24 protein-coding genes and 2 riboswitches are annotated in these 26,554 nt (G+C 66.8%); of the genes, 7 read left to right on the plus strand and 17 right to left on the minus strand.

Going from position 1 to position 26,554, the window contains the following annotated elements; all coding sequences use genetic code 11:
* Positions 1 to 9: 9 nt before the first annotated feature.
* Positions 10 to 588 (minus strand): DUF3106 domain-containing protein, encoded by a 579-nt coding sequence (locus tag ACZK33_RS20900; protein WP_277778272.1) that lies wholly within the window; start codon positions 586 to 588, stop codon positions 10 to 12.
* Complete coding sequence (locus ACZK33_RS20905) at positions 581 to 1,585, minus strand: hypothetical protein (protein ID WP_032129681.1); 1,005 nt, start codon at positions 1,583 to 1,585, stop codon at positions 581 to 583. The genes ACZK33_RS20900 and ACZK33_RS20905 overlap by 8 nt, the downstream gene beginning before the upstream one ends.
* Positions 1,586 to 1,997: 412 nt before the next feature.
* Here ACZK33_RS20905 and ACZK33_RS20910 point away from each other — a divergent pair, with 412 nt between their 5' ends.
* Complete coding sequence (locus ACZK33_RS20910) at positions 1,998 to 4,175, plus strand: primosomal protein N' (protein ID WP_478453827.1); 2,178 nt, start codon at positions 1,998 to 2,000, stop codon at positions 4,173 to 4,175.
* A gap of 194 nt (positions 4,176 to 4,369) precedes the next feature.
* On the opposite strand, the gene ACZK33_RS20915 is transcribed toward ACZK33_RS20910, so the two are convergent.
* Positions 4,370 to 4,990 (minus strand): glutathione S-transferase family protein, encoded by a 621-nt coding sequence (locus ACZK33_RS20915; RefSeq protein ID WP_032129683.1) that lies wholly within the window; start codon positions 4,988 to 4,990, stop codon positions 4,370 to 4,372.
* A 144-nt stretch (positions 4,991 to 5,134) separates the two neighbouring features.
* Entirely contained in the window at positions 5,135 to 5,914 is a 780-nt protein-coding gene (locus tag ACZK33_RS20920; RefSeq protein ID WP_010481148.1) for an NYN domain-containing protein, read from the minus strand.
* Positions 5,915 to 6,037: 123 nt separating this feature from the next.
* On the opposite strand from ACZK33_RS20920, the gene ACZK33_RS20925 reads away from it, so the two are divergent.
* A complete protein-coding gene (locus ACZK33_RS20925) occupies positions 6,038 to 7,318 on the plus strand; it encodes an NAD(P)/FAD-dependent oxidoreductase (protein ID WP_423174155.1) in 1,281 nt (426 codons plus the stop codon).
* An 87-nt stretch (positions 7,319 to 7,405) separates the two neighbouring features.
* Here ACZK33_RS20925 and ACZK33_RS20930 read toward each other — a convergent pair whose 3' ends face one another.
* The 3 genes from ACZK33_RS20930 to ACZK33_RS20940 form a co-directional block, all read right to left on the minus strand.
* Positions 7,406 to 7,837 carry a nuclear transport factor 2 family protein gene (locus tag ACZK33_RS20930; protein ID WP_134952007.1) on the minus strand — a complete coding sequence of 144 codons (432 nt, stop codon included), beginning with the start codon at positions 7,835 to 7,837 and terminating at the stop codon, positions 7,406 to 7,408.
* A gap of 68 nt (positions 7,838 to 7,905) precedes the next feature.
* The gene (locus ACZK33_RS20935; RefSeq protein ID WP_049400991.1) at positions 7,906 to 8,319 is read right to left on the minus strand and encodes a hypothetical protein; all 414 of its coding nucleotides are present in this window, start codon (positions 8,317 to 8,319) and stop codon (positions 7,906 to 7,908) included.
* Positions 8,320 to 8,392: 73 nt separating this feature from the next.
* On the minus strand, positions 8,393 to 8,659 hold the full coding sequence (locus ACZK33_RS20940) for a GIY-YIG nuclease family protein (RefSeq protein WP_005419660.1): 267 nt from the start codon (positions 8,657 to 8,659) through the stop codon (positions 8,393 to 8,395).
* A gap of 40 nt (positions 8,660 to 8,699) precedes the next feature.
* Positions 8,700 to 8,789, plus strand: a riboswitch (glycine riboswitch).
* 13 nt (positions 8,790 to 8,802) lie between these two features.
* A riboswitch (glycine riboswitch) is annotated at positions 8,803 to 8,908 on the plus strand.
* A gap of 82 nt (positions 8,909 to 8,990) precedes the next feature.
* Here ACZK33_RS20940 and ACZK33_RS20945 point away from each other — a divergent pair.
* From ACZK33_RS20945 to ACZK33_RS20960, 4 genes are all read left to right on the plus strand, one after another.
* On the plus strand, positions 8,991 to 9,608 hold the full coding sequence (locus ACZK33_RS20945) for a trimeric intracellular cation channel family protein (RefSeq protein ID WP_005411215.1): 618 nt from the start codon (positions 8,991 to 8,993) through the stop codon (positions 9,606 to 9,608).
* A 285-nt stretch (positions 9,609 to 9,893) separates the two neighbouring features.
* Positions 9,894 to 11,060, plus strand: coding sequence for an MdtA/MuxA family multidrug efflux RND transporter periplasmic adaptor subunit (locus ACZK33_RS20950; RefSeq protein WP_012512239.1), 1,167 nt, complete (start codon positions 9,894 to 9,896; stop codon positions 11,058 to 11,060).
* Entirely contained in the window at positions 11,057 to 14,134 is a 3,078-nt protein-coding gene (locus ACZK33_RS20955; protein ID WP_423174156.1) for a multidrug efflux RND transporter permease subunit, read from the plus strand. Before ACZK33_RS20950 ends, ACZK33_RS20955 begins: the two co-directional genes overlap by 4 nt.
* The gene (locus tag ACZK33_RS20960) at positions 14,131 to 17,190 is read left to right on the plus strand and encodes an efflux RND transporter permease subunit (RefSeq protein ID WP_423174157.1); all 3,060 of its coding nucleotides are present in this window, start codon (positions 14,131 to 14,133) and stop codon (positions 17,188 to 17,190) included. The genes ACZK33_RS20955 and ACZK33_RS20960 overlap by 4 nt, the downstream gene beginning before the upstream one ends.
* A gap of 43 nt (positions 17,191 to 17,233) precedes the next feature.
* Here ACZK33_RS20960 and ACZK33_RS20965 read toward each other — a convergent pair whose 3' ends face one another.
* The 8 genes from ACZK33_RS20965 to ACZK33_RS21000 all read right to left on the minus strand — a co-directional run bounded on the left by ACZK33_RS20965 (position 17,234) and on the right by ACZK33_RS21000 (position 23,101).
* Complete coding sequence (locus ACZK33_RS20965) at positions 17,234 to 17,545, minus strand: DUF5076 domain-containing protein (protein WP_080356512.1); 312 nt, start codon at positions 17,543 to 17,545, stop codon at positions 17,234 to 17,236.
* Between the two features lie 452 nt (positions 17,546 to 17,997).
* Entirely contained in the window at positions 17,998 to 19,071 is a 1,074-nt protein-coding gene (locus tag ACZK33_RS20970) for a 3-deoxy-7-phosphoheptulonate synthase (protein WP_423174158.1), read from the minus strand.
* 295 nt (positions 19,072 to 19,366) lie between these two features.
* Complete coding sequence (locus tag ACZK33_RS20975; protein WP_005414620.1) at positions 19,367 to 19,624, minus strand: hypothetical protein; 258 nt, start codon at positions 19,622 to 19,624, stop codon at positions 19,367 to 19,369.
* A 112-nt stretch (positions 19,625 to 19,736) separates the two neighbouring features.
* The gene (locus ACZK33_RS20980; protein WP_049400985.1) at positions 19,737 to 20,075 is read right to left on the minus strand and encodes a DUF6616 family protein; all 339 of its coding nucleotides are present in this window, start codon (positions 20,073 to 20,075) and stop codon (positions 19,737 to 19,739) included.
* Positions 20,076 to 20,130: 55 nt separating this feature from the next.
* A complete protein-coding gene (locus ACZK33_RS20985) occupies positions 20,131 to 20,871 on the minus strand; it encodes a DNA alkylation repair protein (protein WP_423174159.1) in 741 nt (246 codons plus the stop codon).
* Positions 20,868 to 21,368, minus strand: coding sequence for a MarR family winged helix-turn-helix transcriptional regulator (locus tag ACZK33_RS20990; RefSeq protein ID WP_423174160.1), 501 nt, complete (start codon positions 21,366 to 21,368; stop codon positions 20,868 to 20,870). The genes ACZK33_RS20985 and ACZK33_RS20990 overlap by 4 nt, the downstream gene beginning before the upstream one ends.
* A gap of 55 nt (positions 21,369 to 21,423) precedes the next feature.
* Complete coding sequence (locus tag ACZK33_RS20995; protein WP_423174161.1) at positions 21,424 to 22,452, minus strand: LLM class oxidoreductase; 1,029 nt, start codon at positions 22,450 to 22,452, stop codon at positions 21,424 to 21,426.
* A gap of 13 nt (positions 22,453 to 22,465) precedes the next feature.
* On the minus strand, positions 22,466 to 23,101 hold the full coding sequence (locus ACZK33_RS21000; protein WP_423174162.1) for a glutathione S-transferase family protein: 636 nt from the start codon (positions 23,099 to 23,101) through the stop codon (positions 22,466 to 22,468).
* A 245-nt stretch (positions 23,102 to 23,346) separates the two neighbouring features.
* Between ACZK33_RS21000 and ACZK33_RS21005 the strand changes: the two genes are divergently transcribed.
* A complete protein-coding gene (locus tag ACZK33_RS21005; RefSeq protein WP_134951419.1) occupies positions 23,347 to 24,270 on the plus strand; it encodes a LysR substrate-binding domain-containing protein in 924 nt (307 codons plus the stop codon).
* A gap of 87 nt (positions 24,271 to 24,357) precedes the next feature.
* Here the strand turns inward: ACZK33_RS21005 and groL are convergent, their stop codons facing one another.
* Positions 24,358 to 26,007: a chaperonin GroEL gene (groL, locus tag ACZK33_RS21010; protein ID WP_014038666.1), complete on the minus strand. Its 1,650-nt coding sequence runs from the start codon at positions 26,005 to 26,007 to the stop codon at positions 24,358 to 24,360.
* A gap of 81 nt (positions 26,008 to 26,088) precedes the next feature.
* Positions 26,089 to 26,376, minus strand: coding sequence for a co-chaperone GroES (locus ACZK33_RS21015; RefSeq protein ID WP_006396661.1), 288 nt, complete (start codon positions 26,374 to 26,376; stop codon positions 26,089 to 26,091).
* Positions 26,377 to 26,554: the final 178 nt, after the last annotated feature.

Raw genomic sequence — 26,554 nt, forward strand, 5'->3', positions numbered from 1 at the left:
CTTTTCTTTCTACTGCCCAGCCTGGCGCTTGAGCCAGGTATCGCGCTCGGCCGGCGGCACCGCGAGGAACGCGCCGCGGACCTTGTCGCGCTCCTGCGGTGGCGTGCGCTGTGCCACCAGGGTCAGTTGGGCCAGCTGCGCCGGGCTGAGCTGGCGCAGCACGGCCAGCGCGGCCTCGCGCTGTTCCGGCGGCACGAAGCCGAACAGGCCGTGCAGCTTGGGGAACTCCAGGCCCAGCTGCGGGCCCAGCCGCCAGCCTTCGCGGAAGGCCTGGTCCTGCGCCTGGAACTGCTGGCGCAGGCGCTGCTGCTGGTCGGCCGGCAACGCATTGAATCGCGCAGCGGCCTGACGGATCCGCTCACGCTCGCCCTCCGGCAATGCCCGCCATGCGGCGTAGTCGGCGCGGCGCTGGCGCTGCTGCTGGGCATCGAGCTGGGCGAACGCAGCGGGCGTCGTACCCGTGGTGGCCGGGGCCACCGGTGAACTGCCCGGCACTGGCGGCGGCAGCGGCACGTTCAAGGTCTGCGGCGCGGCGGACAGCGACAACGGCAGGGCCAGCAGCAGGCTGGCGAATACGGTCTTATTCATCGGCAGCAGCGGTTTCCAGCGTGGCGCTGGCCGGCTCCGGCCGGCTCGGCTTGGATTGCGACTCGTCCACCGGCAGCGGGCCGCCCGCGGCGGTCCACGCATACAGATCGGCATCGGCCACCAGCGGATAGTCGCGGTCGGCCAGCATCGTGGCGTCGTCCGTCGCCTGCGCAGGGGTCGCGTCCGGCGTGGCATTGACCTTGCTCGGCGGCAGTGCTTCCACCGTGACGGGACCCGCCTCACCAACCACGCCTTCCGGCAGCGGTGCGTCGCTGCCGAACGAATGTCCCTGCCAATGGCGCCAGCCCAGCGCGGCGGCCAGCAGTACCACCACGGTTATCAGCAGGATCAACGGACCGCGCCAGCGCGGCTTGGCATTGGCGCGGCGGCGCTTGCCAGTGGCTGCAGCCCGCTCGTCGCGCTGCGGGGTGCGCCAGCTGGAGGTCGGCGCTTCACTGCTGTTCGTCGGTGCGGCCGGCTGTTGCAGCTGCTGCAGGCGTTTGACGGGCAGATCGCGGATGCGCAGCTGCACCTGTTCGGCCAGCTGGCGCCAGGCCGAGGCGTCGGGCTGGCCGTGCGCGTCACGCGGGCAGGCATCGGCCAGCAGCTGCTGGTAGCCGGCTTCGTCCTGGTCGAGCACGCGCGTGGCGATACCTTCATCCAGGCTGCCGCCCACCCGCAGCAACAGCGCCAGGCGCGGCAACGGTCCCATCTGGCCCAAGGCGGCAAGCGGCGGCTCCCACTGGCCGCCCACCGGCTCACGCAGCGCCTGGCGCTGGCCCAGCAGGGTCCAGAAGCGGGTTGGCCACTGCGCCATCGGCAGGTCACTGGCGACCGCCGCAAACGCGCGCATCACCGCCACCAGTGTCTGTTCGGCCCGGGCAGCATCGCCGCACTGCAGTTCAGCCACCACCAGGGCGCGGCGTTCAACACCTCGCAGGAACGCCGACAGCGCACCGGCCGCGGTCGAGGAAACAGGGGCGGGCACAGCCGTCATCGATCACTCCAAAGGTCTGCCCGCATGATAGCGGCAGGCCATCGGCGCCCGTAGGACTTGCGCCCACAGGCACTTCGTGCTGCAGGTTGTGCACAGCACCACGCTGCCTGCGCTGGAAACTGTGGCATCCAGCTGAATTCACTCTGTTTCAGCATTGTTTCACACTTAAGTAATTGATTTTGATGGATTTTAAAGTATGGCGATTTTTTGACCAACCCGAGCGTGAGGCCGTCGCCATCGGCCTCCTGCGCGCCCGCCGACCGGTAACGCACAGCGTTATCCACAGAACATGTGGATAAGACTGAATCTCCAATGGACACCGATATTTAGGTGACATTTATGATTCAACGGGCCCCGCCCCGCCGCCGCCCACTCCGCCATTCGCGCGCGCATGGCCCGGTACACTGGCCCGATGCTTTCACCGATTCCGACCCTGCAGGTCGCCCTGCCCGTCCCCCTGCCCCGCCTGTTCGACTACCTGTCGCCGGAGGGCGTGGCCCCCACGGTTGCGGTCGGCTGCCGCCTGAAGGTGCCGTTCGGCAACCGTGAGCTGGTCGGTGTGGTGGTGGGACACGGCCAGACCGACGACGGCCAGGGACTCCGCCAGGCGTTGGCCTGGTGCGACCCGCAGCCGCTGCTGCAGGGTGAGCTGTGGCAGAGCCTGCAGTGGCTGGCGCGCTACACCCACGCGCCGTTGGGCGAAGTACTCAGCACCGCCCTGCCCGGCCCGCTGCGCCACGGCGAGGCCCTGCCCGACACCCATCACTGGGGCTGGCAACTGACACCCGAAGGCCATGCCCAGCGCGGGAAGCTGCGCGCCGGCAGCCGCCCGCGGCAGCTGGCCGAACTGCTGGCCGAGGCCGTGGTGGATGAAGACGTACTGGGCGAACGCATGGAGGACTGGCGCACCGCCGCACGCAGTCTGGCCAAGCGTGCACTGGCCGAGCGCGTGGCGATGACGGTGGCACCGCAGCATGCGCAGCCGCTGCCCGGGCCCACGCTCAACCCGGACCAGGCCGAGGCCGTGACTGCGATCAACGCCGCCGACGGCTTCCAGCCTTTCCTGCTGGATGGCGTGACCGGCAGCGGCAAGACCGAGGTCTACCTGCAGGCGATCATCCATTGCCTGGCACGGGGCAGGCAGGCGCTGGTGCTGGTGCCGGAAATCGGCCTGACTCCGCAGACCCTGGCACGCTTCCGCGGCCGCCTCGGCATCGCGGTGCATGCGCTGCATTCGGGCTTGAACGATAACGAGCGCGCTCGCGTCTGGGCGGCCGCCTCACGTGGTGAAGCACGCGTCATTGTCGGCACCCGCTCGGCAGTGTTCACGCCGCTGCCGCAGGCCGGTCTGCTGATCATCGACGAGGAACATGACGGCAGCTACAAGCAGCAGGACGGCATCCGCTACCACGCGCGCGATTTCGCCCTGGTGCGCGCCAAGGCCTTGGGCATCCCGGTGCTGCTGGGCAGTGCCACGCCCTCGCTGGAAACCCTGCACAACGCCTACGCTGGGCGCTACACCCACCTGCGCCTGAAGCAGCGTGCCGGCGATGCACGGCCACCGCGCGTGCGCATCCTCGATGTGCGCAAACGGCCATTGCACGATGGCCTCTCGGCCGATGTTCTGGCCGGCATCGGCGAGCACCTGCAGCGTGGCCAGCAGGTGCTGGTGTTCAAGAACCGCCGTGGCTATGCGCCGGTGCTGCTGTGCCACGACTGCGGCTGGACCGCACCGTGCAACCGCTGCGATGCTCCGATGACCGTGCATGGTGGCGGCCGCCGGCTGCAGTGTCACCACTGCGGTGCGCGGCAACCGGCGCCGCTGGCATGCCCGGCCTGCGGCAGCCTGGCGCTGCAGCCACAGGGCATCGGTACCGAACGCCTGGAAGAGCACCTCACCGCCGCCTTCGCCGATTTTCCGGTGGTGCGCATCGACCGCGGCACCACCTCACGACGCGACGCACTGGAACAGCAGCTGGCGAGGCTGGGCGACCAACCCGGCATCCTGGTCGGCACGCAGATCCTGGCCAAGGGCCACGACCTGCCGAAGCTGACACTGGTGGTGGTGGTGGGCATCGACGAAGGTTTGTTCTCCGCGGACTTCCGCGCCAGCGAGAAACTGGCGCAGCAGCTGATTCAGGTCGCAGGACGCGCGGGACGTGCACGTGATCCTGGTGAGGTCTGGCTGCAGACCCATCACCCCGGGCATCCGCTGCTGGAAACCCTGGTGAGCGGTGGCTACCACCCGTTCGCGCAGGCCGAGTTGAACCAGCGCCAGGCCGCCGGATTCCCGCCGTTCGCGCATCTGGCACTGATGCGCGCCGAGGCACAGCAGGTCGAGCATGCCAATGCGTTCCTGCTGGCGGCGCGGCAACTGCTGGGGGAACAGAATGTGGTCGAGGCCTACGGGCCGATGCCGGCGCCAATGCCGCGGCGTGCCGGTTACCAGCGCACGCAGCTGTTGCTGTCCGCGCTTCAGCGGCCACCGCTGCATGGCGTGCTGGCCCAGCTGGTGCCGCAGCTGTATGCGCTGCCGGAGGCACGCAAGGTGCGCTGGTCGCTGGATGTGGATCCGACGGATCTGTATTGAGGGCGCTGCCCAATGCTGCGTAGAGTCGAGCTTGCTCGACTGCCGTGCGCCAGAAACAGTCGAGCAAGCTCGACTCTACCGTCGGTCCGTATGGACCCGACGGATCTGTATTGAGGCAGACGAACGCTAGCGCCGGGCCATGCCCGGCGGTCCTCCGCATACCACGCTCGCCGGGCATGGCCCGGCGCTACCCCTCAGGTCAGCGGCGACATCACGCCGCGCTGGTAGGCCGGGCGTTCGCGCAGGCGGGCGTACCAGTCGGCCAGGTGCGGCAGTTCCGGGCGCTGGATGGGCAGTTCGAACCAGGCATAGATCAGCGAGCCCAGCGGGATGTCACCCATCGCGAACGTCTCGCCCGACAGCCACGGCTGTCTGGCCAACGTGGCATCGGCCATCGCCAGGTAGTCACCGGCACGCACGATGGCGGCATTGATGCGCGCTTCGTCGCGGTCAGCCGGGGCGGTGCGCATGATGCCCCAGATCAGGTCGGTGTACAGCGGCGCCATGCGCGAGGTGCTCCAGTCCATCCACTTCTCGGCCTGGGCGCGTTCCATCGGGTCTTCGGCGTACAGCGTGCCCAGCGCGTAGCGCGCACTCAGATAGCGCACGATGGCATTCGATTCCCACAGCGGCAGGCCATGGTCTTCGATCACCGGCACCAGGCTGTTGGGATTCATCGCCAGGTACTCCGGCGTCTGCGTGCCGCCATGGCTGCCACCAACCTCGATGGATTCGTACGGCAGGCCGATTTCCTCGGCGCACCACAGCACCTTGCGGACGTTGCTGGAATTGCGGCGGCCCCAGATCTTCAACATGCGGGTTTTTCCTTGCTGGCAATGCGAGCGGCAACGATACGCCTGATCGGAGTGGAGATGTGCGTGCCGGATACGGGATCTGGCATCTGGGGCTTGCCGGCCAGCGGCCGGCACTACCGGTTCCTTTCCGGCCAGCGGCCGGCATTACCGGTTCTTTTTTGGCAGCGCGCGCACGTAGGAGGACTTGCCGTCCTTCTTCAGCTCGAACAGCCCGATCGCTGCCAGCAGGTCACTGAGCTTGCCGTAACCGTAGTTGCGCGGATCGAACGAGGCCTGGTTGCCGATCTGGCTGCCGACCGGGCCAAGGTGCGACCAGCCATCCTCGCCCTCGGCCGAGGACACCGCACGGCGCAGCATCTTCACCAGCCGCGTATCGCTGCGCATTTCCGCACCGCTCTTGCGTGGCCGGGCATCGTCGTTGGCAACAGGCTCGTTCGATGCCTGTTCGCTGGACGCCTGTTCGGTATCCGGCACGCTGGCATGGGTCTGGCCCAGCGCTTCCAGATAGGTGAACTTCGAGCACGCGTTGACGAACGGCTCCGGGGTTTTCTTCTCGCCGAAGCCATACACCTTCACGCCATCGGTCAGCAGGCGCATCACCATCGGGGTGAAATCGGCATCGCTGGACACGATGGCGAAGCCATCGAGATTGCGCGCGTACAGCAGGTCCATGGCATCGATCACCATCGCCATGTCCGAGGCATTCTTGCCCTTGCTGTAGGCGAACTGCTGGATCGGGCGGATCGCATATTCGTGCAGCACGGCCTCCCAACCCTTCAACCGCGGGCTCTTCCAGTTGCCATAGGCGCGGCGCACGTTGGCCACACCGTAGCGGGCGACTTCGGCCAGGACCTCGTCGATCTTCGAGGCCGGCGCATTGTCGGCGTCGATCAACAGGGCGATGCGCTTTTCCGGTTCGCTCATGGGCTCCTCACGGGCGGTTGCCTGAACCCGAGTATCGCCGATCCATGCGGGCGCTGACGTGACAGGGCGCCATCGTGCGAAGATGCCAGGCGCTTCCCCCAATGCCCCCACTGGAGTGAGTCGATGAGTCGCGAGCGCGTTCCCCACCTGGTTGTTGTCGGCGGCGGTTTTGCCGGTCTCTGGGCCACCCGTGCCCTGGCCCGCGAGCGCATACGCATCACCCTGGTCGACCGCCGCAACCACCATCTGTTCCAGCCGCTGCTGTACCAGGTGGCCACCGCCGGCCTGTCCGCCCCGGATATCGCCGCACCGCTGCGCCACATCCTCGGCCACCAGCGCAATGTGGAAGTCCGCCTGGGCGAAGTGGTGACCATCGACAAGCAGGCCCGGCAGATCCGCATGGCCGATGGCAGCACGCTGGACTACGACACTCTGCTGCTGGCCACGGGTGCCACCCACGCCTACTTCGGCAACGACCAGTGGGCCGATGATGCCCCCGGCCTGAAGACGCTGGACGATGCCATCGCGCTGCGCCGCAAGCTGCTGCTGGCGTTCGAACGTGCCGAGGCCGAACCGGACCCGGCGAAGAAGGCCGCGTGGCTGAGCTTCGCCGTGGTCGGCGGCGGCCCCACCGGTGTTGAACTGGCCGGCACCCTGGCCGAAATCGCGCGGCATACGCTGCGCAACGAGTTCCGCCATATCGACCCGGCCAGCGCCAAGGTGCGGCTGGTCGAAGCCGGCCCGCGCGTGTTGTCTTCGTTCCCGGAAGTGCTTTCGCTGAAGGCACGGCGGCAACTGGAAAAACTGGGCGTGGAAGTATTGACCGGTACCCCGGTGAGCGACATCGACAGCCAGGGCTTCAAGCTCGGTGAACAGTTCGTGCCGGCCCGCACTGTGGTGTGGGCCGCCGGTGTGGCCGCTTCACCGCTGGCGCGCACCCTGGATGTGCCGCTGGATCGCGCCGGCCGCGTGCAGGTGCAGCCGGACCTGACCCTGCCCGACCACCCCGAGCTGTTCGTGGCCGGCGATCTGGCCGCACTGAATCAAGCCAATGGCAAGCCGGTGCCTGGCGTCGCGCCCGCCGCCAAGCAGATGGGCAAGTACGTGGCCGAGGTGATCCGCGCGCGTCTGCATGGCAAGGCAGCACCGGGGCCGTTCAAGTACGCCGACTTCGGCAACCTGGCCACCATCGGCCGCATGGCCGCGATCGTGCACCTGGGCCGGCTGCAGCTTTCCGGCGTGCTGGCCTGGTGGTTCTGGCTGGCCGCGCACGTGTTCTTCCTGATCGGCTTCCGCAACCGCATCGTGGTGCTGCTGAACTGGGCCGTGGCGTACTGGAGCTACCAGCGCAGCGCGCGCATCATCTTCGGTGATGATCAGGAAGACCGGCGACCCCGACGGTAATGCCCGCGCGCGGCGTGTCCCTGTAGAGCCGAGCCCATGCTCGGCTTCTGCAATCCGAACGAAGTGCAGCCGAGCATGGGCTCGGCTCTACAGCGCCTTCGGTTTCGGGTACCACAGTGCATTGACGATGACCCAGCGCTGGTCGAAGCGGCCCATGTGGAAGTAGTCGACGAACCACGGGGTTTCCAGCCGCACCGAGGCCGCGTTGCCGGTCACGTCCAGCACCGTGCAGCGGCGTTCCCATTGATCCTTCGGGGTCTTCAGCGCGCCCTGTTTCGTCAACGAGACCAGTTCCTCCTTCGACATGCGGCGCAGGCCCAGGCGTTCGTCGGGTGTATCGCCGAGCACCGCGCGCTTGGCCAGGTCCGGGTGCAGGGAACGGGCGACACGCTGCGGGTCGGCCTCCAGCTGGCCATCGACGTAGTCGTGGCAGGTGGCTTCGATGGCCGCGATGGTGGCCGGGTCGGCGGCAGGGCTCGTTGCTGCGGAAAGAGCGAACAGCAGGGCAATCGTGGACATCCGGGTCTCCGGCTCTGGGCGCGGGGCGATCATCGCATGGGCAAGCCGCATCCACGCATGGCGTGGATCTACTGCATCAGGCCCATTTCGTCGACGCTCAGCTGCATGTACAGGAACGCGGCCGCTTCGTCGGTCATCGGCTGGCCCTGCGGGAAACTGTCGAGCCAGGCGGAGATGCGCGCATGCCGATGCTTCAGCGCATCAGCTATCGCGCGCTTTTCCGCGTCGGTGGCATGTTCCTGCATCTCATCGCGCAGCAGGTCATCGCCGATGCCCCATTTTTCGGCCAGCGGGATCAGGTCGACCAGATCGGGCGGCACCTGGTCGCGGCGCAGGTGGATGGGCTCGGGCGTGTCCGGGCCGCGCTGTGCGGCCAGTTCGGCGGCGCTGCCGATCTGCCCGTGCTGCAGCGGTGGCGGAGTCTGGGCGCAGGCCGACAGGGGGATACAGAACGTCAACATCAGCATCCAGCAGGATTTCATCGGACCGCTTCCTGTGTCGATGGATGTGGCGATGATGGCATGGCCCAGCACACCATCCACGCATGGCGTGGATCTACAGGACCGGGGCCTGCAGCCAGGCCAGCTTGCGTTCGCGGGGCTGCTGCTTGAGCTGCCACTCGGCGCGTGAGGCGGCGGCCCGGTCTGGGTACTCGCGTACGGCCAGCACGCGCAGCGGCGGCCGCGCCCGGGTGTAACGCGCGCCCTTGCCGGCCTGGTGGGCAGCGAAACGCGCATCCACGTCGGTGCTGATGCCGGCGTAATAGCTGCCATCGCGGCATTCGAGCAGGTACAGGAACCAGGGTCGGAGGGACGGGGCCATGCCCGGATTATGCCGTGCTGCACTGCAGCGGATATACTGGCGCCCGAATGCAGGAGAGAGGCGCCGCGCTGGCGCCCGCCGAAGGCGCAGGCTCCCATGATCGCTCAGGCCGGTGGGCTGGAATCCCACCAACCATGCATTCGACTCGCCGAGCTGGAGAGAGGTCACCGGGCATGCCCGGCACGATCCGCCGAAGGGGCACGCGGCCCATGCCGCTGAACTCTCAGGCAAAAGGACAGCGGGAGCGGCACCGGTCATCGTCATCCCGTCATTGCGCAGGCAGTGGCGATAGTGGCGCATGGCCGGCCCCACCGCGCCCGGAGCCTGTCCCATGCTGCTGTCCATCATCTACCTGATCGCCATTTCCGCCGAAGCCATGACCGGCGCGCTGTCCGCCGGCCGTCGCCGCATGGACCTGTTCGGGGTGGTCATGATCGCCTGCGTTACCGCCCTCGGGGGCGGTTCGCTGCGCGACATCCTGCTCGGCCACTACCCGCTGGGCTGGGTGAAGCATCCCGAGTACCTGGGCTTCACCGTGTGCGCGGCGCTGATCGCCACCTGGGTGGCGCGCTGGATGCACCACTTCCGCCGCACCTTCCTGGTGCTCGATGGCCTGGGCCTGATCGCCTTCACCCTGATCGGCTGCTCGATCGCGCGCGAGGCCGGCCATGCCATGCCGATCGTGCTGATCGCCGGCATGCTGACCGGCGCGTTCGGCGGCGTGCTGCGCGACATTCTCTGCAACGAGGTGCCGCTGATCTTCCAGAAGGAGCTGTACGCGATCATCGCGCTGCTGACCGGCGCGGCCTACCTGTTGCTGCTGCACTGGGGCGTGGCCGACGCCACCGCGATCCTGTGCTGCCTCGGCGGCGGCTTCGCGCTGCGCCTGCTGGCGATCCACTACCGCTGGGAAATGCCGAAGTTCGTCTATCACGACGAAGTGCATTGATTGTTTGTCGGTAGTGTCGGCCGCTGGCCGGCAACACGGCACACGCCCGCAGATTCCGGCAGGTTGCCGGCCAGCGGCCGGCACTACCGAATGCGTTGCATGACCATGGTCATACGGCATTGGCCGGGGTGATTGGCTACCATTGTCACCCCGTCGCTGCCGCGACGGCATCCAGCCACGCCGCGCCCGCGGCCCCGCCAGACAACTCCCTCCCCGCTGCCCGTGGTGCCGTGAACGCGCCGACGGGCCCGCATGTCCCTGCGCGCGCAGGGCGCAGGATGCCCCATGTCTGTCGCCGAAAATTCCCGCTTCCGTCGTGCCCGCCTGTTGTGGGCGGTGCTGGCCATCGCCCTCGTCGCCGTTCTGGCGTGGTGGCTGTGGCCCCGGAACGGCGCCGGCAGCAGCGACGATGCGCCGGGCAAGACGGTGCCGGTACGCGTGGCACGCGCCAGCGCCGAGCCGCTGGTGCTGCGCCTGAAGGCGGTCGGTACGGTCACCCCGCTGCACAGCGTGGTGGTACGCAGCCGCGTGGATGGCGAACTGCTACGGCTGCATTTCCAGGAAGGCCAGCAGGTGAAGGCCGGCGATCTGCTGGCGCAGATCGACCCGCGCCCGTATGAAGTGAAGCTGGCACAGGCGCAGGGTACCCAGCAGCAGAATCTGGCCGAGCTGGAAAACGCCGAGCGCCAGCTGCAGCGCTACCGCGAACTGCAGAAGCAGAACTACGTGTCCGGGCAGGAACTGAGCGACCAGCAGAGCAAGGTGCGCCAGCTGCAGGGCCGCCGCCTCAGCGATCAGGCGTCCGTTGATGAAGCGCGCCTGCAGCTGCAGTACACCCGCATCACCGCGCCGGTCAGTGGCCGCGTCGGGCTGCGCCGGTTGGACGTGGGCAACCTGGTGCGCGCCAGCGATGCCGAAGGCCTGGTGACGCTGGCGCAGACCGCGCCGATCAGCGTGCTGTTCACCGTGCCCGAACCCGAGCTGCCTGCGCTGCTCGATGCCGTGCAGGCGCAACCGGCACTGGCGGTGGAAACCTGGGACCGCGAAGAACGCCGGCAGCTGGCCCGCGGCTCGCTGTCCAGCGTCGACAACCGCATCGATACCACCACCGGCACGTTGAAACTGCGTGCGCACTTCGACAACCACGATCTGGCGCTGTTCCCCAACCAGTTCGTCAACGTCCGCCTGCAGCTGGGCGAGCAGCCCGCGCTGCTGATTCCCGATGCTGCCGTGCAGTTCGGCAGCCAGGGCAACTACGTGCATATCGTCGACAAGGACAGCAAGGCACAACGCCGCACCGTGGTGCTCGGTCCAGCCGATGATGGACGCGTGGCCGTGCGCTCCGGGCTGGCCGCAGGGGACAAGGTGGTGATCGAAGGCATCGACGGGCTGGAAGACGGCACGGCGGTGGAGATCATCACCGAGGAGGCCGCGACCAAGGCCGGCGCATGAACCTCTCGCGCCCGTTCATCCTGCGCCCGGTCGCAACGACTCTCCTGATGGTGGCGCTGCTGCTGTCCGGCGTGCTGGCCTATCGCCTGCTGCCGGTGGCGGCGCTGCCGCAGGTCGATTACCCGATCATCCAGATCACCACGCTGTATCCGGGGGCCAGCCCCGAACTGACCACACGCACCATCACCGCACCGCTGGAGCGCCAACTCGGCCAGATTCCCGGCCTGAAACAACTGTCGTCGACCAGTTCCGGTGGCGCCTCGGTCATTACCCTGCAGTTCGGGCTGGAGGTGTCGCTGGGTGTGGCCGAGCAGGACGTGCAGGCCGCCATCAACGCGGCGGGCAGCTTCCTGCCCGACGACCTGCCGGTGCCGCCGGTGTACCGCAAGGTCAACCCCGCCGACACCCCCATCCTGACCTTGGCGGTTACCTCGCAAGGCCTGTCGCTGCCGCAGGTGCACGATCTGGTGGATACGCGCATCGCCCAGCGCCTGGCGCAGTTGCCCGGCGTCGGCCTGGTCAGCCTGGCCGGGGGCCAGCGCCCGGCGGTGCGCATCCAGGTCAATCCGGCGGCGCTTGCCGCCAACAACCTGGGCATGGACCACATCCGCACCGCCATCGCCGCCGCCAACGTCAACCTGCCCAAGGGTAGTTTCGACGGCCCGATCCGCGCGGTGATGCTCGATGCCAACGATCAGATGCGCAGCGTGGATGAGTACCGTGCCCTGGTACTGGCCTGGCGCGACGGCGCGCCGCTGCGGCTGGGCGATGTAGCCACCATTACCGATGGCGCCGAGAACCGGCAGCTGGCCGCCTGGAGCGGCACCACCCCGGCAGTGCTGGTGAACATCCAGCGCCAGCCCGGCGCCAACGTGATCGCCGTGGTCGAGCAGGTGCGTACGCTGCTGCCGCAGCTGCAGGCCACGCTGCCCGCCGGCGTGCAGATGAATGTACTGAGCGACCGTACCGAATCGATCCGCGCGTCGGTGCGCGGCGTGCAGAAAGAACTGGTACTGGCCATCGGCCTGGTGGTGCTGGTCACCTGGGTGTTCCTGCGCAATCTGCCGGCCACGCTCATTCCCAGCGTCGCGGTGCCGCTGTCGCTCATCGGCACCTTCGCGGTGATGCTGCTGGCCGGCTATTCGCTCAACAACCTCACCCTGATGGCGCTGACCATCGCCACCGGCTTCGTGGTGGACGATGCCATCGTGATGCTGGAGAACATCGCCCGCCATCTGGAGGAAGGCGAAAGCCCCCGCGATGCAGCGCTGAAAGGCGCAGCCGAGATCGGCTTCACCCTGGTGTCGCTGACTGTTTCGCTGATCGCGGTGCTGATCCCGCTGCTGTTCATGGCCGACCTGGTGGGTGCACTGTTCCATGAGTTCGCAGTGACACTGGCTGTAGCCATCGGCATTTCGCTGGTGGTCTCGCTGACGCTGACGCCGATGCTGTGCGCGCGGTTCCTGAAGCCGCACGCGAAGACTGCACATGCGCCCGATGTCTTCGACCGCGTCATCGGCCTCTACGACCGCCAGCTACGCTGGGTGCTGCAGCGCCAGCCGCTGATGCTGCTGGCCACCGTTGCCACCCTCGCACTGACCGTGGCGCTGTACTTCGCCGTGCCCAAGGGTTTCTTCCCGGTGCAGGATGCCGGCCTGGTGCAGGGCATCAGCGAAGCGCCGCAGGCGATCTCGTTCCAGGCCATGCGCGAGCGCCAGCAGGCGCTGGCGGCGGCCATCGAAGCCGACGAGGCGGTGGCCAGCGTCTCGTCCTACATCGGCGTGGACGGCAACAATGCCACGCTCAATACCGGCCGCCTGCTGATCGAGCTGAAACCGCACGGCGACCGCGATGGCGCCGCCGTGGTGATGGCGCGCCTGCAACAGCGCGTGTCGAAGATCCCCGGCATCACCCTGTACCTGCAGCCGGTACAGGAGCTGGGCATCGAAGACCGCATCAGCCGCACCCAGTACCAGTTCACCCTGACCACGCCGGATCTTGAAACACTGGAACGCTGGACCCCGAAGCTGCTGCAGGCGCTACGCCAGCAACCGGCACTGTGCGATGTCGCCAGCGATCTGCAGATGCAGGGCCGGCAGGCGCGCGTGGCGATCGACCGCGATGCGGCGGCGCGCCTGGGCGTGAGCGTGGAAGCAGTAGCCGATGCGCTGTACGACGCCTATGGGCAGCGCCAGATTTCGACCATCTTCACCCAGGCCAGCCAGTACCGGGTGGTGCTGGAGGCCGATCCTTCACGACAGCCCGGGCCGGAGGCGATCACGGGCCTGCGTGTGCGCAGCAGCAGTGGGCAGACCGTGCCGCTGGGTGCGGTGGCGCGGGTAGAGGTGGGTCCGTCCGCACTGCTACGCAATCACGTGGGCCAGTTCCCGGCGGCCACGCTGTCGTTCAACCTTGCCCCGGGCGCTTCGCTGGGCGAAGCGGTGGATGCCGTGCACGCCGCGCGCGCGCACGTGGATCTGCCGCAGAGCATCGAACTTCGCCTGCAGGGTGCCGCAGCGGCCTTCAGCAGCTCGCTGTCGTCCACACTGTGGCTGATCCTGGCCGCGGTGGTGGTGATGTACATCGTGCTGGGCGTGCTCTACGAGAGCTTCATCCACCCTATCACCATCCTCTCCACCCTGCCCTCGGCCACCGTCGGTGCGCTGGCGGCACTGTGGGTAAGCGGACGCAGCCTGGACCTGATCGCGGTGATCGGCATCGTGCTGCTGATCGGCCTGGTGAAGAAGAACGCGATCATGATGATCGACTTCGCGCTGGACGCGCAGCGCACACGCGGCATGTCACCGCGCGAGGCGATCCATCAGGCCGCGCTGCTGCGTTTCCGGCCGATCCTGATGACCACGCTGGCCGCGCTGTTCGGCGCAGTCCCGCTGATGCTGGCCAGTGGTTCCGGCGCCGAGCTGCGGCAGCCACTGGGCTGGGTGATGGTGGGGGGGCTGCTGGTCAGCCAGGTACTGACCCTGTTCACCACGCCGGTGATCTACCTGGCCTTTGATCGCCTGCAGCGTGGCCGTGCGACGTCCCCGGTGGCCGTTGACGAGGCGCGCGCGTGACCCCCATCGCGCGCCTGGCGCAGGCCTGCGTGCAGCGCCCGGTAGCGACGATCCTGCTGGCGGTGGCGCTGGTGCTGGCCGGCCTGCTGGCATTGCGCCTGTTGCCGGTGGCGCCGCTGCCACAGGTCGATTACCCCGCCATTGAAGTCAGTGCCAGCCTGCCCGGCGCCTCGCCCGAGTCGATGGCAGCCACCGTGGCCACGCCGCTGGAGCGCGCACTGGGCAGCCTGCCCGGCATCTCACGCATCGACTCGGCCAGCACCCAGGGCCAGACCCAGATCGAACTGAAGTTCGTACTCGGCCGCGACATCGATGAGGCAGCGCGTGAAGTGCAGGCCGCCATCAATCTTGCACGCGGGCAGTTGCCCAGTGGCATGCCCGGCATGCCGCAGTACCGCAAGGTCAATCCCTCACAGGCACCGATCCTGGCGCTGGCACTGACCTCGGACACGCGTTCGCCAGGCCAGCTGTATGACCTGGCCTCCACCGTGCTGGCGCAGAAGCTGTCGCAGGTGCCGGGTGTGGGCGAAGTGCAGGTGGGCGGCAGCGCCTTGCCCGCCGTGCGTGTATCGCTGGACCCGAATGCACTGAACCATGCAGGCCTGGCACTGGAGGACGTGGCCCAGGCCATCGGCCGCGCCAACGCCATGCGCCCGCTGGGTGCCGTGGGCGATGACCGCCAGCAGTGGCAGCTGGAAGCGCCGCTGCAGCTGCGCCAGGCCGCGCAGTACCGCGAACTGGCTCTGAAGGTGAGCGACGACCGCACGCTGCGGCTGGGCGATGTCGCCGCCGTTGCCGATGGCGTGGAAGACCGTTACGCCAGCGGCTTCCACAACGAACGCCCCGCCGTGCTGCTGATCGTCAGCCGCCAACCCGGCGCCAACATCATCGCCACCGTTGATGCCATCCAGGCGCAGCTGCCGCAACTGCATGCGCTGTTGCCCTCCGGCGTGGACATGCGGCTGGTGATGGACCGCTCGCCGGTGATCCGCGCCACCCTGCACGAAGCAGAGCTCACGCTGGTGCTGGCGATCGTGCTGGTGGTGCTGGTGGTGCTCGGCTTCCTCGGCCACTGGCGTGCAGCGCTGGTGCCCAGCGTGGCCATTCCGGTGGTGCTGTTCGGCACGCTGGCGCTGATCGCGCTGATGGGTTTCTCGCTCAATACGCTTTCATTGATGGCACTGATCGTCGCCGCCGTGCTGGTGGTGGACGATGCCATCGTGGTGCTGGAGAACATCGCCCGCCATCGCGAACTGGGCGCCGACCGCTGGCAGGCGGCAGTACGGGGTGCATCGGAAGTCGGTGCCACGCTGCTGTCGATGAACGTTGCACTGGCCGTGGTGTTCGTCTCCATCCTGTTCCTGGACGACTTCGTCGAACGCCTGTTCCGCGAATTCTCGTTGACCCTGGTGGCGGCCATGACGGTCTCCGTGCTGGTCGCGCTGAGCCTGGTGCCGATGCTGTGTGCACGATTGTTCGTGGATGCCGCGCAGCAACCCTCGCGCTGGCAGCGGGGCAGCAATGCGCTGTTCGAACGTGTGCGCAGCGCCTACCTGCGCACGCTGCAGGCCAGCCTGCACCGGCTGCGCTGGCCGTTGCTGGCGTTCGTGGCCGTGATCGCCCTCAACGCCTGGTTGTTCCAACAGGTGCCCAAGGGCATCGTGCCCAAGCAGGACACCGCGCAGCTGCGTGGCTTCGCGCGCGGTGATGACGGCCTGTCGTTCCAGGCCATGCAACCGAAGATCGATGCGTACAGGAAGCTGTTGCTGTCCGATCCGGCCATCGAGGACATCATCGGCTACATCGGTGGCAGCAACGGGGTCAACAACGCCTTCATCATGATCAAGATGAAGCCGCTGGCCGAGCGCAAGGTGTCCAGCCAACAGGTGATCGACCGCCTGCGCGCGCGGCTGCCCAAGCTGCCCGGCGGCAATCTCTATCTGTGGGTGGACCAGGACATCCGCCTGGAGGGCGCCGGCAGCAGCGGCAAGTACGAGTTCCAGCTGCTTTCAGCCGATACAGCGCCCCTGCGCGAATGGGCACCGAAGGTGGCTGCCGCCCTGCGTGGCCTGCCCGAACTGGTTGACGTGGAAGCACAGGGTGAAGCGGGCATGCGCCAGGTGGTGCTGGATATCGACCGCGAAGCAGCCGCGCGCCACGGCGTGGACCTGCGCACCGTCGCCAACATGCTCAACAACTCCTTCAGCCAGCGCCAGGTCGCCACGCTGTACGACAGCCTCAACCAGTACCGCGTGGTGATGGAGCTGGACCCGAAGCACACCCAGGACCCGGGCACGCTGTCACGACTGCAGGTGATCGATGGCAACGGCCAGCGCATTCCGCTGTCGAGCATCGCCAGCTGGCGCTATGGCATGGCACCGGACCGGGTGTACCACAGCGAGCAGTTCGCCTCGATCTGGATCGAGTTCGCACTGGCACCGGGGGTGGGCCTGGAACAGGCCACACAGGCGATCGATGGTGCGATGTCGAAACTGATGCTGCCGCGTTCGGTCCAGGGAAAACTGTCCGGTGAAGCCGGCGGGCTGGATCAGCTGCGCGCGCGCCAGCTATGGCTGGTGCTGGGCGCCACGCTGGCGGTCTACCTGGTGCTGGGCATCCTCTACGAGAGCTTCCTGCAGCCGCTGGTGATCCTGTCCACCCTGCCTTCGGCCGGTGTCGGCGCGCTGCTGGCGTTGTGGCTGTTCGGCAACGAACTGAACCTGATCGCCCTGCTCGGCCTGTTCCTGCTGGTGGGCGTGGTGATGAAGAACACCATCCTGCTGGTGGATTTCGCGCTGGCCGGCGAGCGGCGCGGGCTGAGCGCGCAGGATTCAGTGATGGAAGCCGCGCGGTTGCGCCTGCGGCCGATCCTGATGACCTCGCTGGCGGCGCTGCTGGGCACGCTGCCGCTGATGCTGGCCAACGGCGAAGGCTGGGAGCTGCGGCAACCGCTGGGCATTGCGATTGTCGGCGGCTTGCTGGTCAGCCAGTGGCTGACGCTGTACACGACCCCGGCGATGTATCTGGCCTTGGCGAGGATTCGGGCGAAGCGGTGAATGTGGGGCGGGGAATTCATCCACGCGTGGCGTGGATCTACCGTCAATGCCGCACGACGAACCCGCCGGACCGGCCGCTGGATGGCGCCTGCAGCTCCTCGTTGAAGGCTGCCTTGATGGCCTCGACCACCACGTCACGGTCCATGCCCTCACTGGTCACCAGCGCGTCGGCGACGTGCTGGGCAACGTCGGCAAGAATTCGCCCCCAGGCACGTTCTTCGCGGATGTCGGGGCGATCCTCGTACAGCCCCACTTTCAATGATGCATGCAGCCCGCGCTCAGCGATCCACACGCGAATCATCTCGACCGAAGATTCGTCGCGTTGGGCAGCTTCAGGGATGATCAGTTCTTTCATGGCGGCAGCCGCAAGGAGAAGTGATCGCATTGTGGCCCACATCCATGCATGGCGTGGATCTACTGCGGACCTTGAGTAGAGTCGAGCTTGCTCGACTGCCGTTGGTGCACGTTTTTCCGCAGTCGAGCAAGATCGACTCTACGTGTCCAAGGCGGATCATCGCACTGTGCGGACTGGACCACTTGGCGTGCCGGGTGCGACCCGACGGGCCCGCGACAAATGTGGCCTCCAGCGGGTCGTAGCCGTCATTGCCGGGGACGGCGAATCGTCCACGCATGGCGTGGATCTACTGCCACCCCGGCGATGTACCTGGCGCTGTCGCTCATGCGCAGCGCCAGGCGCATCGCCGGTGCAGATGGGCCGGTCTCCAACTCCGACCGGCCCTGATCGCGGCCGCACCCCCGCAGGCGCTGGCCGCCATCCACACACGTGCCGCACTCAGGCGGCTTCCATCAAGCTGCTTCGGACACCTTCACGTCGCGACGGGCGCGCACGGCCGCAGCCAGTCGCTCCAGCACCGTCACGGTGGTGTCCCAGTCGATGCAGCCATCGGTGATGCTCTGCCCGTAGATCAGCGGCTGGCCTTCCACCAGTTCCTGGCGGCCACCGACCAGATGGCTCTCGATCATCACGCCAACGATGCGCTGTTCGCCGTCTTCCAGCTGAACGGCGATGTCCTCGATCACCTTCGGCTGGTTCTCCGGGTTCTTCAGGCTGTTGGCATGGCTGGCGTCGATCATCAGACGCGTCGGCAACTTGGCCTTGGCCAGCATCTGGCAGGCCTCGGCAACACTGCCTGCGTCGTAGTTCGGCTGCTTGCCGCCGCGCAGGATCACATGGCAATCCGGGTTGCCGGTGGTCGACACGATGGCGGTACCGCCCTGCTTGGTGACCGACAGGAAGTGATGCGGATTGGACGCGGCACCCACCGCATCAGCGGCGATCTTCACGTTGCCATCGGTGCCGTTCTTGAAGCCGACCGGGCACGACAGCCCCGACGCCAGCTCGCGATGTACCTGGCTTTCGGTAGTGCGTGCGCCGATCGCGCCCCATGCCACCAGGTCGGCGATGTACTGCGGCGAGATCACGTCGAGGAATTCGACACCGGCCGGCAGGCCGAGCTTGTTGATGTCGCGCAGCAGGCCGCGGGCGATGCGCAGGCCCTTGTCGATCCTGAAGCTGCCGTCCAGGTCCGGGTCGTTGATCAGGCCCTTCCAGCCCACCGTGGTGCGCGGCTTCTCGAAGTACACGCGCATGACGATTTCAAGTTCTCCGGCCAGCGCGTCACGCAGCGGCTTCAGGCGCTGGGCGTACTCGATGGCGGCCTTCGGGTCGTGGATCGAGCACGGGCCAACCACCACCGCCAGGCGGTCGTCACGGCCATGCAGGATCTGGTGCAGGGCCGCGCGCGAGGCGCTTACGGTGTCGGAGGCTTCATCGTCACAGGGCAGCATCGCCAGCAGCTGGGCAGGCGGTGTCAGCGGTTCGATGGTGCGGATACGCAGGTCGTCGGTGTGCGGGGGCATTGCAGGAGATCTCCGGAACGTTGGGGGTCCCCAGCGTGGCGGCATGAAAAAAGCCGCCAGGTTCGCTGGCGGCTTTCGGGAATGCGTCTGAAGCTTTCTTCAGGGTGAGCGCAGTCCTTCCTCCGCCAGTGGCTTCGGAAAGTAATACCAGTAAAAGCTGGTGGGGGCTGCGTTCATGGGATCTATTGATAGCACAGCTTTTGCGCAGTGCAAAATGTTTCATCCGCAACTGGGGACGCGGTTCAGCGAGGTGCGCACCAGCCATGCCTACGCGGCGGCAGCCACGCGAAGTTGCTCATTTACCATGCACTTCCACGTCCAGCAGCAGGCCTTCGTGGATGTCGGCCCAGCGTTCCAGCACGCGATCCAGCTCCTGCCTGGCTTCGTCCAGCTGCTCGGGGTTGAGCAGGGAACGCGCGGTGTAGAGGTCGGAAACCAACCGCCGCAGGGCCGATTCCGGGATGGCCACCGACGGCCCCTCCAGGCCCGGCAACTGCAACGCCGGGCTGTCGCCAAGAGGGCCGAACAGCGTGACCTGGAGCGTGCTCTGCATGATCGACTTCCCTGCGGATGGACATGGGCAATGCACTGTTTACCGTGTCTGGGTGACAGGCGCATGTGCCTCCCATGCCGAGGCCCGGGATCTGCCGGCGTCTGCCGCCCCGCTACAGGGCGGCCAGGTCGGCCAGGTGCTGGGCCATGCTGTCCATCGCGCCTACCGCATGGGTGGTGGTGAAGTACGCATGCCAGCCGGTCGCGGCGATGCCGGCCACCAGCGCATCGACCTCCTCGCGGCTTGCACAGCGCCAGACCGCATAGAACTGCTCATCGCTGCCGTGCGGTACGTCCGTGGCAATGCGGCCCATCGCCAGCGGCGTGATGCGGGCTGGATCGAACTGCTGCATGCCGGCGCCAATACGGGCGAAGAAGGCATTCCGCTGCTCGGGCGGGAGTGCGGTCCAGGCAGGTGTGGCGGTGTAGAGCTCGATGAAGGTGTGCGACACGGTGGTTCTTCCTTGAGGTTTACGAGGTTGCGGGGTTGCCGGCCAGCGGCCGGCACTACCGGAACGAGCGCAATGCGCGTTTGCGGATGTAGGCGTTGGCGTCGCTGTGGCGCTCGTGCTGCCAACGCGTGCACAGCTCGCGCAGCCACTGCGGCTGAGTCTTGCCGGCGTCATTGAGCCAGTTGCCGACCGAATCCTGCACATAGCGTTCCGGGTCGTCAGCCAGTGCTTCCAACATGGGTAACGCAAGTTCCGGATGCTGCTTGAACAGTGCGATATGCGTGGCCCAGACACCGCGTGGGCGCAGCGCTTCACAGGCGAAGCGGCGCAGGTACGGCGATGTTTCCTGTGTCCATGGTTGCAGGTACTCAAGCGCCTGCATCGGCGCGGCAACGATGTCCGTGCGTAGCGCCAGCCACGCCCATTCGCGCACACCGAAGTGTGGGTCATCGGCCAGCGTGCACATCTGCCGCAGCTTCTCTGCCAACGTTGCGCGGGCATCGCTGCCGACCAGATAGCAGGCCCAGCCACGCACGGTATCGGAGCTGTGATCCTGCCAGAACTCAGGCGCACCCTGCCCCGCCTCACGCAGCAGTTGTGCGGCCAAGACCATGCGCAGCGTGATGCCCTTGCCTGAGGCATCCCGCATGCGTTGCAGCGCTTCCGGTGCAAGCGCAGGCGCCACCACCTGCAGCAACGCGGCGAAATCCACTGCCAGGCATTCGGCCAGATGGGTGGTGGCAACGCGACCGGTGTTGAGTTCATGCAGGCGTTGCGCCGCAATCGCCGGGCTCATGCTGCAGACTCTCGTCCAGCATCGGTGTGCTGCCAGACCTTGTGCAGCAACCGCGACAGCTGCTGCTGTTCATCGGTATCCAGACCATTGAACAGGCCACCGATCCACTGTGTGTGCTGGTCAAACAGTGTCTCGGCCAAGCGTTTTCCCCGTGCGGTCAATACGATCTGCAGGCGACGGCCATCCTCAGCATCGCTGCGACGCTGCAGCAGTTCTTCGCGCTGCAGGCCATCGAGCAGGCCGCTGATGGTGGCGCGGGTGACGCCTGCGCGTTCGGCCAGCTCGTGGGGCGACAACGTGCCACCGGCGCCATGCAGCAGGAACAGCACGATGAAGCGACCCTCGCTGAGCCCATGCGGAGCCAGTCGTGTGGCGCAATCGTGATCGATGGACGACGACAACGAGAGCAGCTGGAAGCACATGCGCAGCTGCGCGACGTTGGCGTGGCCGCGTCGCTGCGCCTCATCCATCAGGGCATGGTGCTTGGCTTCGATCATCTCGTGATGAGCATATGATTAGGCGCCTAATCATATGCTATCCCCTTCGGCGTGGCTACCAGTCCATCACCTTCGCCGCCGCCCCGGGATGCGACGGGAACAACGGCAGTACCTCCTCGGCCAGCTCCTGCAGCACCTCGCCGGCAGGCCGCTCGGCGAACTGGATCCCCAGTGCGGCATGGTTGACGCCGGCCCGCTGCCAGGCCTGCAGCAGATCGATCAGGCCCTTGCGGCCGGTGCGCAGGGTATAGCCCCCTTGCAGCGGCGTGCGTGGATGATCCGGGTCATCCACCAGGTCGATCCACTCGTTGGTCATGTGCGGACGGAAGCCGCCGTCCGGAATCAGCGCGCGCCAGGCGCCGATCTTCGCGGCCAGCCGCTGCGGACCAGCGTTGTCATGGGTGGCCTCTGGGTAGGTCAGCCAGCCATCGGCATGCTGGCCGATCCATTCCAGTGGCTGGCGCGCGCCACCGGTGACGATCAGCGGAACGCGGCCACTGACCGTGGGCGGCAGCAACTGCACGCCCTGCCCGGCACCGGCATGTGTCATCCGCCCATCCGTGCCCGGTTGCAGCCAACGGCGCATCTCGTTCATTGCGGTGGCGAAACGCTCTCCGCGCGCCGCGTGCTCCAGTCCATAGGCCGGGAACTCCAGCGGTCGATCACCGGACGCCACACCCATCACCAGCCGCCCACCGGACAGCTGATCGATCGACGCCGCGGCCTTGGCCAGATCGATCGGATGGCGCAGTGGCAGCACCACGCTGCCGGTGGCCAGGGCCACGCGCTGTGTGCGCGCTGCCAGCCACGCAAGGTAGGTGAATGGATCGAACAGCTGCCCCGCATCGCCGAACAACGGATCGAACAGCGGTACGTCACGCACCCATACCGCAGCGAAGCCATGGCGGTCGATCTCCTCCACCAGCCGCGCCTGGCCCTGCAGCACGGCCATGTCGCCCTGGTAGAAACGCAGCGGCAGGTAGATGCCCAGGGTCAGCGCGTCGGCGCGGAACATGCGCTGGTAGCCCGGGTGCGTGGCAAAGGCGGGCGCCGATGCGCCCGGCATCGCAAGGGAATCATTCATCAGCATCGCCTCCTTACGGTCCGGTGGCCGGTTCGGGCAGCTGCACGCCGCGCTGTACCGCAGGGCGTGCGGCAACCCGTGCGTACCACGCATCCAGATGGCGATGCCGCGACAAATCGATGCCGATGATGCGGGCGATGTGCAGCCAGCCGAAGTGGGCGATGTCGGCAATCGAGTAGTGATCGCCAGCCAACCACTCGCGTCCCTGCAGACGCTGGTCGAGTACGCCGAACAGCTCGTCGCTCAGGCGGCGGTAGCGTTCGATTGCCGCGGAATCGGGCTGTTGTGCGAAGTGCTCGAAATGCACGCGCTGGCCGAGGATCGGGCCGACGCTGGCGGCATGGAACATCAGCCAGGTCAGCGTCTCCCAGCGTGCAGCCGGTTCGGAAGGCAGCAACGCATTGCCCTGTTCGGCCAGGTACATCAGGATCGCCGCCGATTCGAAGACAACGATGCCGCGCGCGCGATCTTCCAGCACGGGAATGCGGCCATGCGGGTTGAGCCGCAGGAAGTCGGGATGGCGATGTTCGCCATCGGCGATGTGGACGTGGTGAAGGCGATAGGGAAGACCCAGCTCTTCCAGTGCGATGGTGGCCTTGAAGCCATTGGGAGAACTGTCGGAGTACAGGTGCAGCGAAGGTTCGTTCATGGGAATCCTGGACGCAGGGAGCGACGGCATGCACCGGCCGTTGAAGGTGGCCGGGCGATGCGGGAACGGGCGCTGCAGCAGCCGTGCAGGCAGTCTAGGAAGGGCCTGAGTCGCGGGGAAACGATGTCTTCTGCACGGGGAGTTGAGCGGGGCTCAACGTGCGCGACGCGCGCGCGACAGGCTGCAGTGCGGTCGATATGCTGTCGCAGCGCGGCGCGTGCCGACGCGGTTACAGGAGAGTTGAGATGGGTGCGGTGCTGCCGCTGCTGGGCCTGCGGGCCTTCGTTGAAACTGGCCGACATGGCAGCCTGACCGCCGCCGCCGATGCGATGGGGGTGACACCTGGTGCAATCAGCCAGCAGCTTCGACAGCTGCAGGAGCGGCTGGGCGTGAGCCTGTTCGACCGCACCCGGCATGGCGTGGTGCTCAGTGCAGCCGGCGCGCGCGTGTATCCGGAGCTGCTGCAGGCCTTCGATCAGATCGCACAGAGCCTGCAGACACTCGAACGCTGGGAAACACGGTGCACGCTACGCATCAGCGCGGCACCGAGCTTCGCCGCACAGTGGTTGGCGCCGCGACTGGGCGGGTTCAGTGCGTTGCATCCGCAGGTGGACGTGCAGCTGGACTCGAGCGCGGCGTTGGTCGACCTGCGCCGCGAGGGGGTGGACATCGCGATCCGTCATGGACTGGGCCGCTACCCTGGCCTGCATGCCGAGCATCTTCTGGCGCCGGTACTGCTGCCGGTGGCCAGCCCTGCGCTGCTGGCCAGCGCGCCTGCCGTGGGTACGGTGCAGGATTGCCTGCAGTTGCCGCTGCTGCAGGACGCCGACCGCAGCGACTGGCGGCTGTGGTTCCAGGCACTGGATCTGCCCATCGATGAACGACTGGAGCGCGGCCCTGCGTTCGATGACGACCTGTTGCTGATCCGCGCGGCGGTGGCCGGGCAAGGCATCGCCCTGGTGCGCGACATCCACGCGGCCGAAGAACTCGCCAATGGCCGGCTGCAGGTGGTGATCGACCAGCCCTGGCCACAGGCCTTCGCCTACTACGCGGTGACGCGTGCGGACGGCGAGGCCAACGCGGCGATACCTGCTTTCATGACCTGGTTGCATGCAGCATTGATGACGCCGCAGGCAGCAGGCACACACACCCTGCAGGACGCAGGATAAGCCGCTCGAAAAGCGATGCCATTGCAGCCGGCCACAAAAAACCCCGCCTTGCGGCGGGGTTTTTCATTGCGGGGCAAATGCGGGGACTTAGAAGTCCATGCCGCCCATGCCACCCATGCCGCCCATGCCACCGGCGCCACCCATGGCCGGCTCGTCCTTCTTCGGAGCTTCGGCAACCATGGCTTCGGTGGTGATCATCAGGCCAGCGATCGAGGCCGCGTTCTGCAGCGCCGAACGGGTCACCTTGGTCGGGTCCAGGATGCCGAACTGCAGCATGTCGCCGAACTCGCCGGTGGCGGCGTTGTAGCCGAAGCTGCCGGTGCCTTCCTTGACCTTGTTGATGATGACCGACGGTTCTTCACCGGCGTTGGCCACGATTTCGCGCAGCGGGGCTTCCATCGCGCGCAGGGCGATCTGGATGCCGTGGTTCTGGTCTTCGTTGGCACCCTTCAGGCCGGCCAGTGCGGTGACCGCACGGACCAGGGCCACGCCGCCGCCCGGGACCACGCCTTCTTCAACGGCTGCACGGGTAGCGTGCAGGGCGTCGTCGACGCGATCCTTCTTTTCCTTCATTTCGATTTCGGTCGAAGCACCGACCTTGATCACGGCAACGCCACCGGCCAGCTTGGCCACGCGTTCCTGCAGCTTCTCGCGGTCGTAATCCGAGGAGGTGTCCTGGATCTGGGTCTTGATCTGGCCGACGCGTGCGTCGACGGCAGCCTTGTCACCCACGCCATCGATGATGGTGGTGTTTTCCTTGGAGACCTGCACCTTCTTGGCGCGGCCCAGGTCCTTGATGGTGGCCTTTTCCAGCGACAGGCCCACTTCTTCGGAGATCACGGTGCCGCCGGTCAGCACGGCCATGTCTTCCAGCATCGCCTTGCGACGGTCGCCGAAGCCCGGCGCCTTGACGGCCACGACCTTGACGATGCCACGGATGGTGTTGACCACCAGGGTCGCCAACGCTTCGCCTTCAACTTCTTCGGCAACGATCAGCAGCGGCTTGCCGGCCTTGGCGACGCCTTCCAGCACCGGCAGCAGGTCACGGACGTTGGAGATCTTCTTGTCGTGCAGCAGGATGAACGGGTCATCCAGGTCAGCGGTCTGCGACTGCTGGTTGTTGATGAAGTACGGGGACAGGTAGCCGCGGTCGAACTGCATGCCCTTGACCACGTCCAGCTCGTTGTCCAGGCCCGAGCCTTCTTCAACTGTGATCACGCCTTCCTTGCCGACTTCCTTCATCGCGTCAGCGATGATCTGGCCGATCGACTCGTCCGAGTTGGCCGAGATGGTACCGACCTGGGCAATCGCCTTGTCATCGGCGGTCGGCTTGGAGATGGTCTTCAGCTCGGCAACGGCGGCCACGACGGCCTTGTCGATACCACGCTTGAGGTCCATCGGGTTCATGCCGGCGGCAACAGCCTTGGCGCCTTCGCGGATCAGGGCCTGGGCCAGCACGGTGGCGGTGGTGGTGCCGTCGCCAGCGTCGTCGTTGGTGCGGGAAGCAACTTCCTTCACCATCTGCGCACCCATGTTCTCGAACTTGTCAGCCAGTTCGATTTCCTTGGCGACGGAGACGCCGTCCTTGGTGATGGTCGGCGCGCCGAAGCTCTTTTCCAGCACGACGTTGCGGCCCTTCGGGCCCAGGGTGGCCTTGACGGCATTGGCGAGAACGTTGACGCCGCGCACCATGCGCGAACGGGCGTCTTCACCGAAACGAATATCCTTGGCAGCCATTGCAATTACCTCATTGGTAGCGCCGGACGATGCCCGGCGGCTGGGATTTGGGGATCAGGTTGAAACAGGTCGCGCCGAGGCTCAGCCGATGACGGCGAGCACGTCGTCTTCGCGCAGGACCTTGTACTCGACGCCTTCGCTCTTGTACGAGCTGCCGGCGTACTGGCCGTAGATGACCTTGTCGCCGACCTTCAGCGACGGCGCGCGCACGCTGCCGTTGTCCAGCGGCTTGCCCGGGCCGACGGCCACGACTTCACCCTTGGTGGACTTTTCCTTGGCCGAATCCGGAATGACGATGCCACCGGCGGAGATTTCGTCGGCTTCGATCGGCTTGACCACAACGCGGTCGTGCAGCGGCTTGATGCTCATGAGAGACCTCTTAAGTTATTGATTGGTCTGAAAAAGTCTGGCGATGTTAGCACTCACCCCAGGTGACTGCCAGCATTGCTCGCGAAAAAGCCCGATGAATCGGGAGCAGGACAGAGATGGAGCTGGCCCCGGACCTTTCAAGGCCGCTCGCGGAAAAAATTTCACTGCCCCGGGCCCA

The sequence above is a fragment of the Stenotrophomonas sp. 86156_Sma genome, from assembly GCF_056481625.1.

Coding starts and splice junctions, on each gene's coding strand:
- ACZK33_RS20900 (WP_277778272.1), bottom strand. CDS start 588: ATGAATAAGACCGTATTCGCCAGCCTGCTGCTGGCCCTGCCGTTGTCG.
- ACZK33_RS20905 (WP_032129681.1), bottom strand. CDS start 1,585: ATGACGGCTGTGCCCGCCCCTGTTTCCTCGACCGCGGCCGGTGCGCTG.
- ACZK33_RS20910 (WP_478453827.1), top strand. CDS start 1,998: ATGCTTTCACCGATTCCGACCCTGCAGGTCGCCCTGCCCGTCCCCCTG.
- ACZK33_RS20915 (WP_032129683.1), bottom strand. CDS start 4,990: ATGTTGAAGATCTGGGGCCGCCGCAATTCCAGCAACGTCCGCAAGGTG.
- ACZK33_RS20920 (WP_010481148.1), bottom strand. CDS start 5,914: ATGAGCGAACCGGAAAAGCGCATCGCCCTGTTGATCGACGCCGACAAT.
- ACZK33_RS20925 (WP_423174155.1), top strand. CDS start 6,038: ATGAGTCGCGAGCGCGTTCCCCACCTGGTTGTTGTCGGCGGCGGTTTT.
- ACZK33_RS20930 (WP_134952007.1), bottom strand. CDS start 7,837: ATGTCCACGATTGCCCTGCTGTTCGCTCTTTCCGCAGCAACGAGCCCT.
- ACZK33_RS20935 (WP_049400991.1), bottom strand. CDS start 8,319: ATGAAATCCTGCTGGATGCTGATGTTGACGTTCTGTATCCCCCTGTCG.
- ACZK33_RS20940 (WP_005419660.1), bottom strand. CDS start 8,659: ATGGCCCCGTCCCTCCGACCCTGGTTCCTGTACCTGCTCGAATGCCGC.
- ACZK33_RS20945 (WP_005411215.1), top strand. CDS start 8,991: ATGCTGCTGTCCATCATCTACCTGATCGCCATTTCCGCCGAAGCCATG.
- ACZK33_RS20950 (WP_012512239.1), top strand. CDS start 9,894: ATGTCTGTCGCCGAAAATTCCCGCTTCCGTCGTGCCCGCCTGTTGTGG.
- ACZK33_RS20955 (WP_423174156.1), top strand. CDS start 11,057: ATGAACCTCTCGCGCCCGTTCATCCTGCGCCCGGTCGCAACGACTCTC.
- ACZK33_RS20965 (WP_080356512.1), bottom strand. CDS start 17,545: ATGAAAGAACTGATCATCCCTGAAGCTGCCCAACGCGACGAATCTTCG.
- ACZK33_RS20970 (WP_423174158.1), bottom strand. CDS start 19,071: ATGCCCCCGCACACCGACGACCTGCGTATCCGCACCATCGAACCGCTG.
- ACZK33_RS20975 (WP_005414620.1), bottom strand. CDS start 19,624: ATGCAGAGCACGCTCCAGGTCACGCTGTTCGGCCCTCTTGGCGACAGC.
- ACZK33_RS20985 (WP_423174159.1), bottom strand. CDS start 20,871: ATGAGCCCGGCGATTGCGGCGCAACGCCTGCATGAACTCAACACCGGT.
- ACZK33_RS20990 (WP_423174160.1), bottom strand. CDS start 21,368: ATGATCGAAGCCAAGCACCATGCCCTGATGGATGAGGCGCAGCGACGC.
- ACZK33_RS20995 (WP_423174161.1), bottom strand. CDS start 22,452: ATGAATGATTCCCTTGCGATGCCGGGCGCATCGGCGCCCGCCTTTGCC.
- ACZK33_RS21000 (WP_423174162.1), bottom strand. CDS start 23,101: ATGAACGAACCTTCGCTGCACCTGTACTCCGACAGTTCTCCCAATGGC.
- ACZK33_RS21005 (WP_134951419.1), top strand. CDS start 23,347: ATGGGTGCGGTGCTGCCGCTGCTGGGCCTGCGGGCCTTCGTTGAAACT.
- groL (WP_014038666.1), bottom strand. CDS start 26,007: ATGGCTGCCAAGGATATTCGTTTCGGTGAAGACGCCCGTTCGCGCATG.
- ACZK33_RS21015 (WP_006396661.1), bottom strand. CDS start 26,376: ATGAGCATCAAGCCGCTGCACGACCGCGTTGTGGTCAAGCCGATCGAA.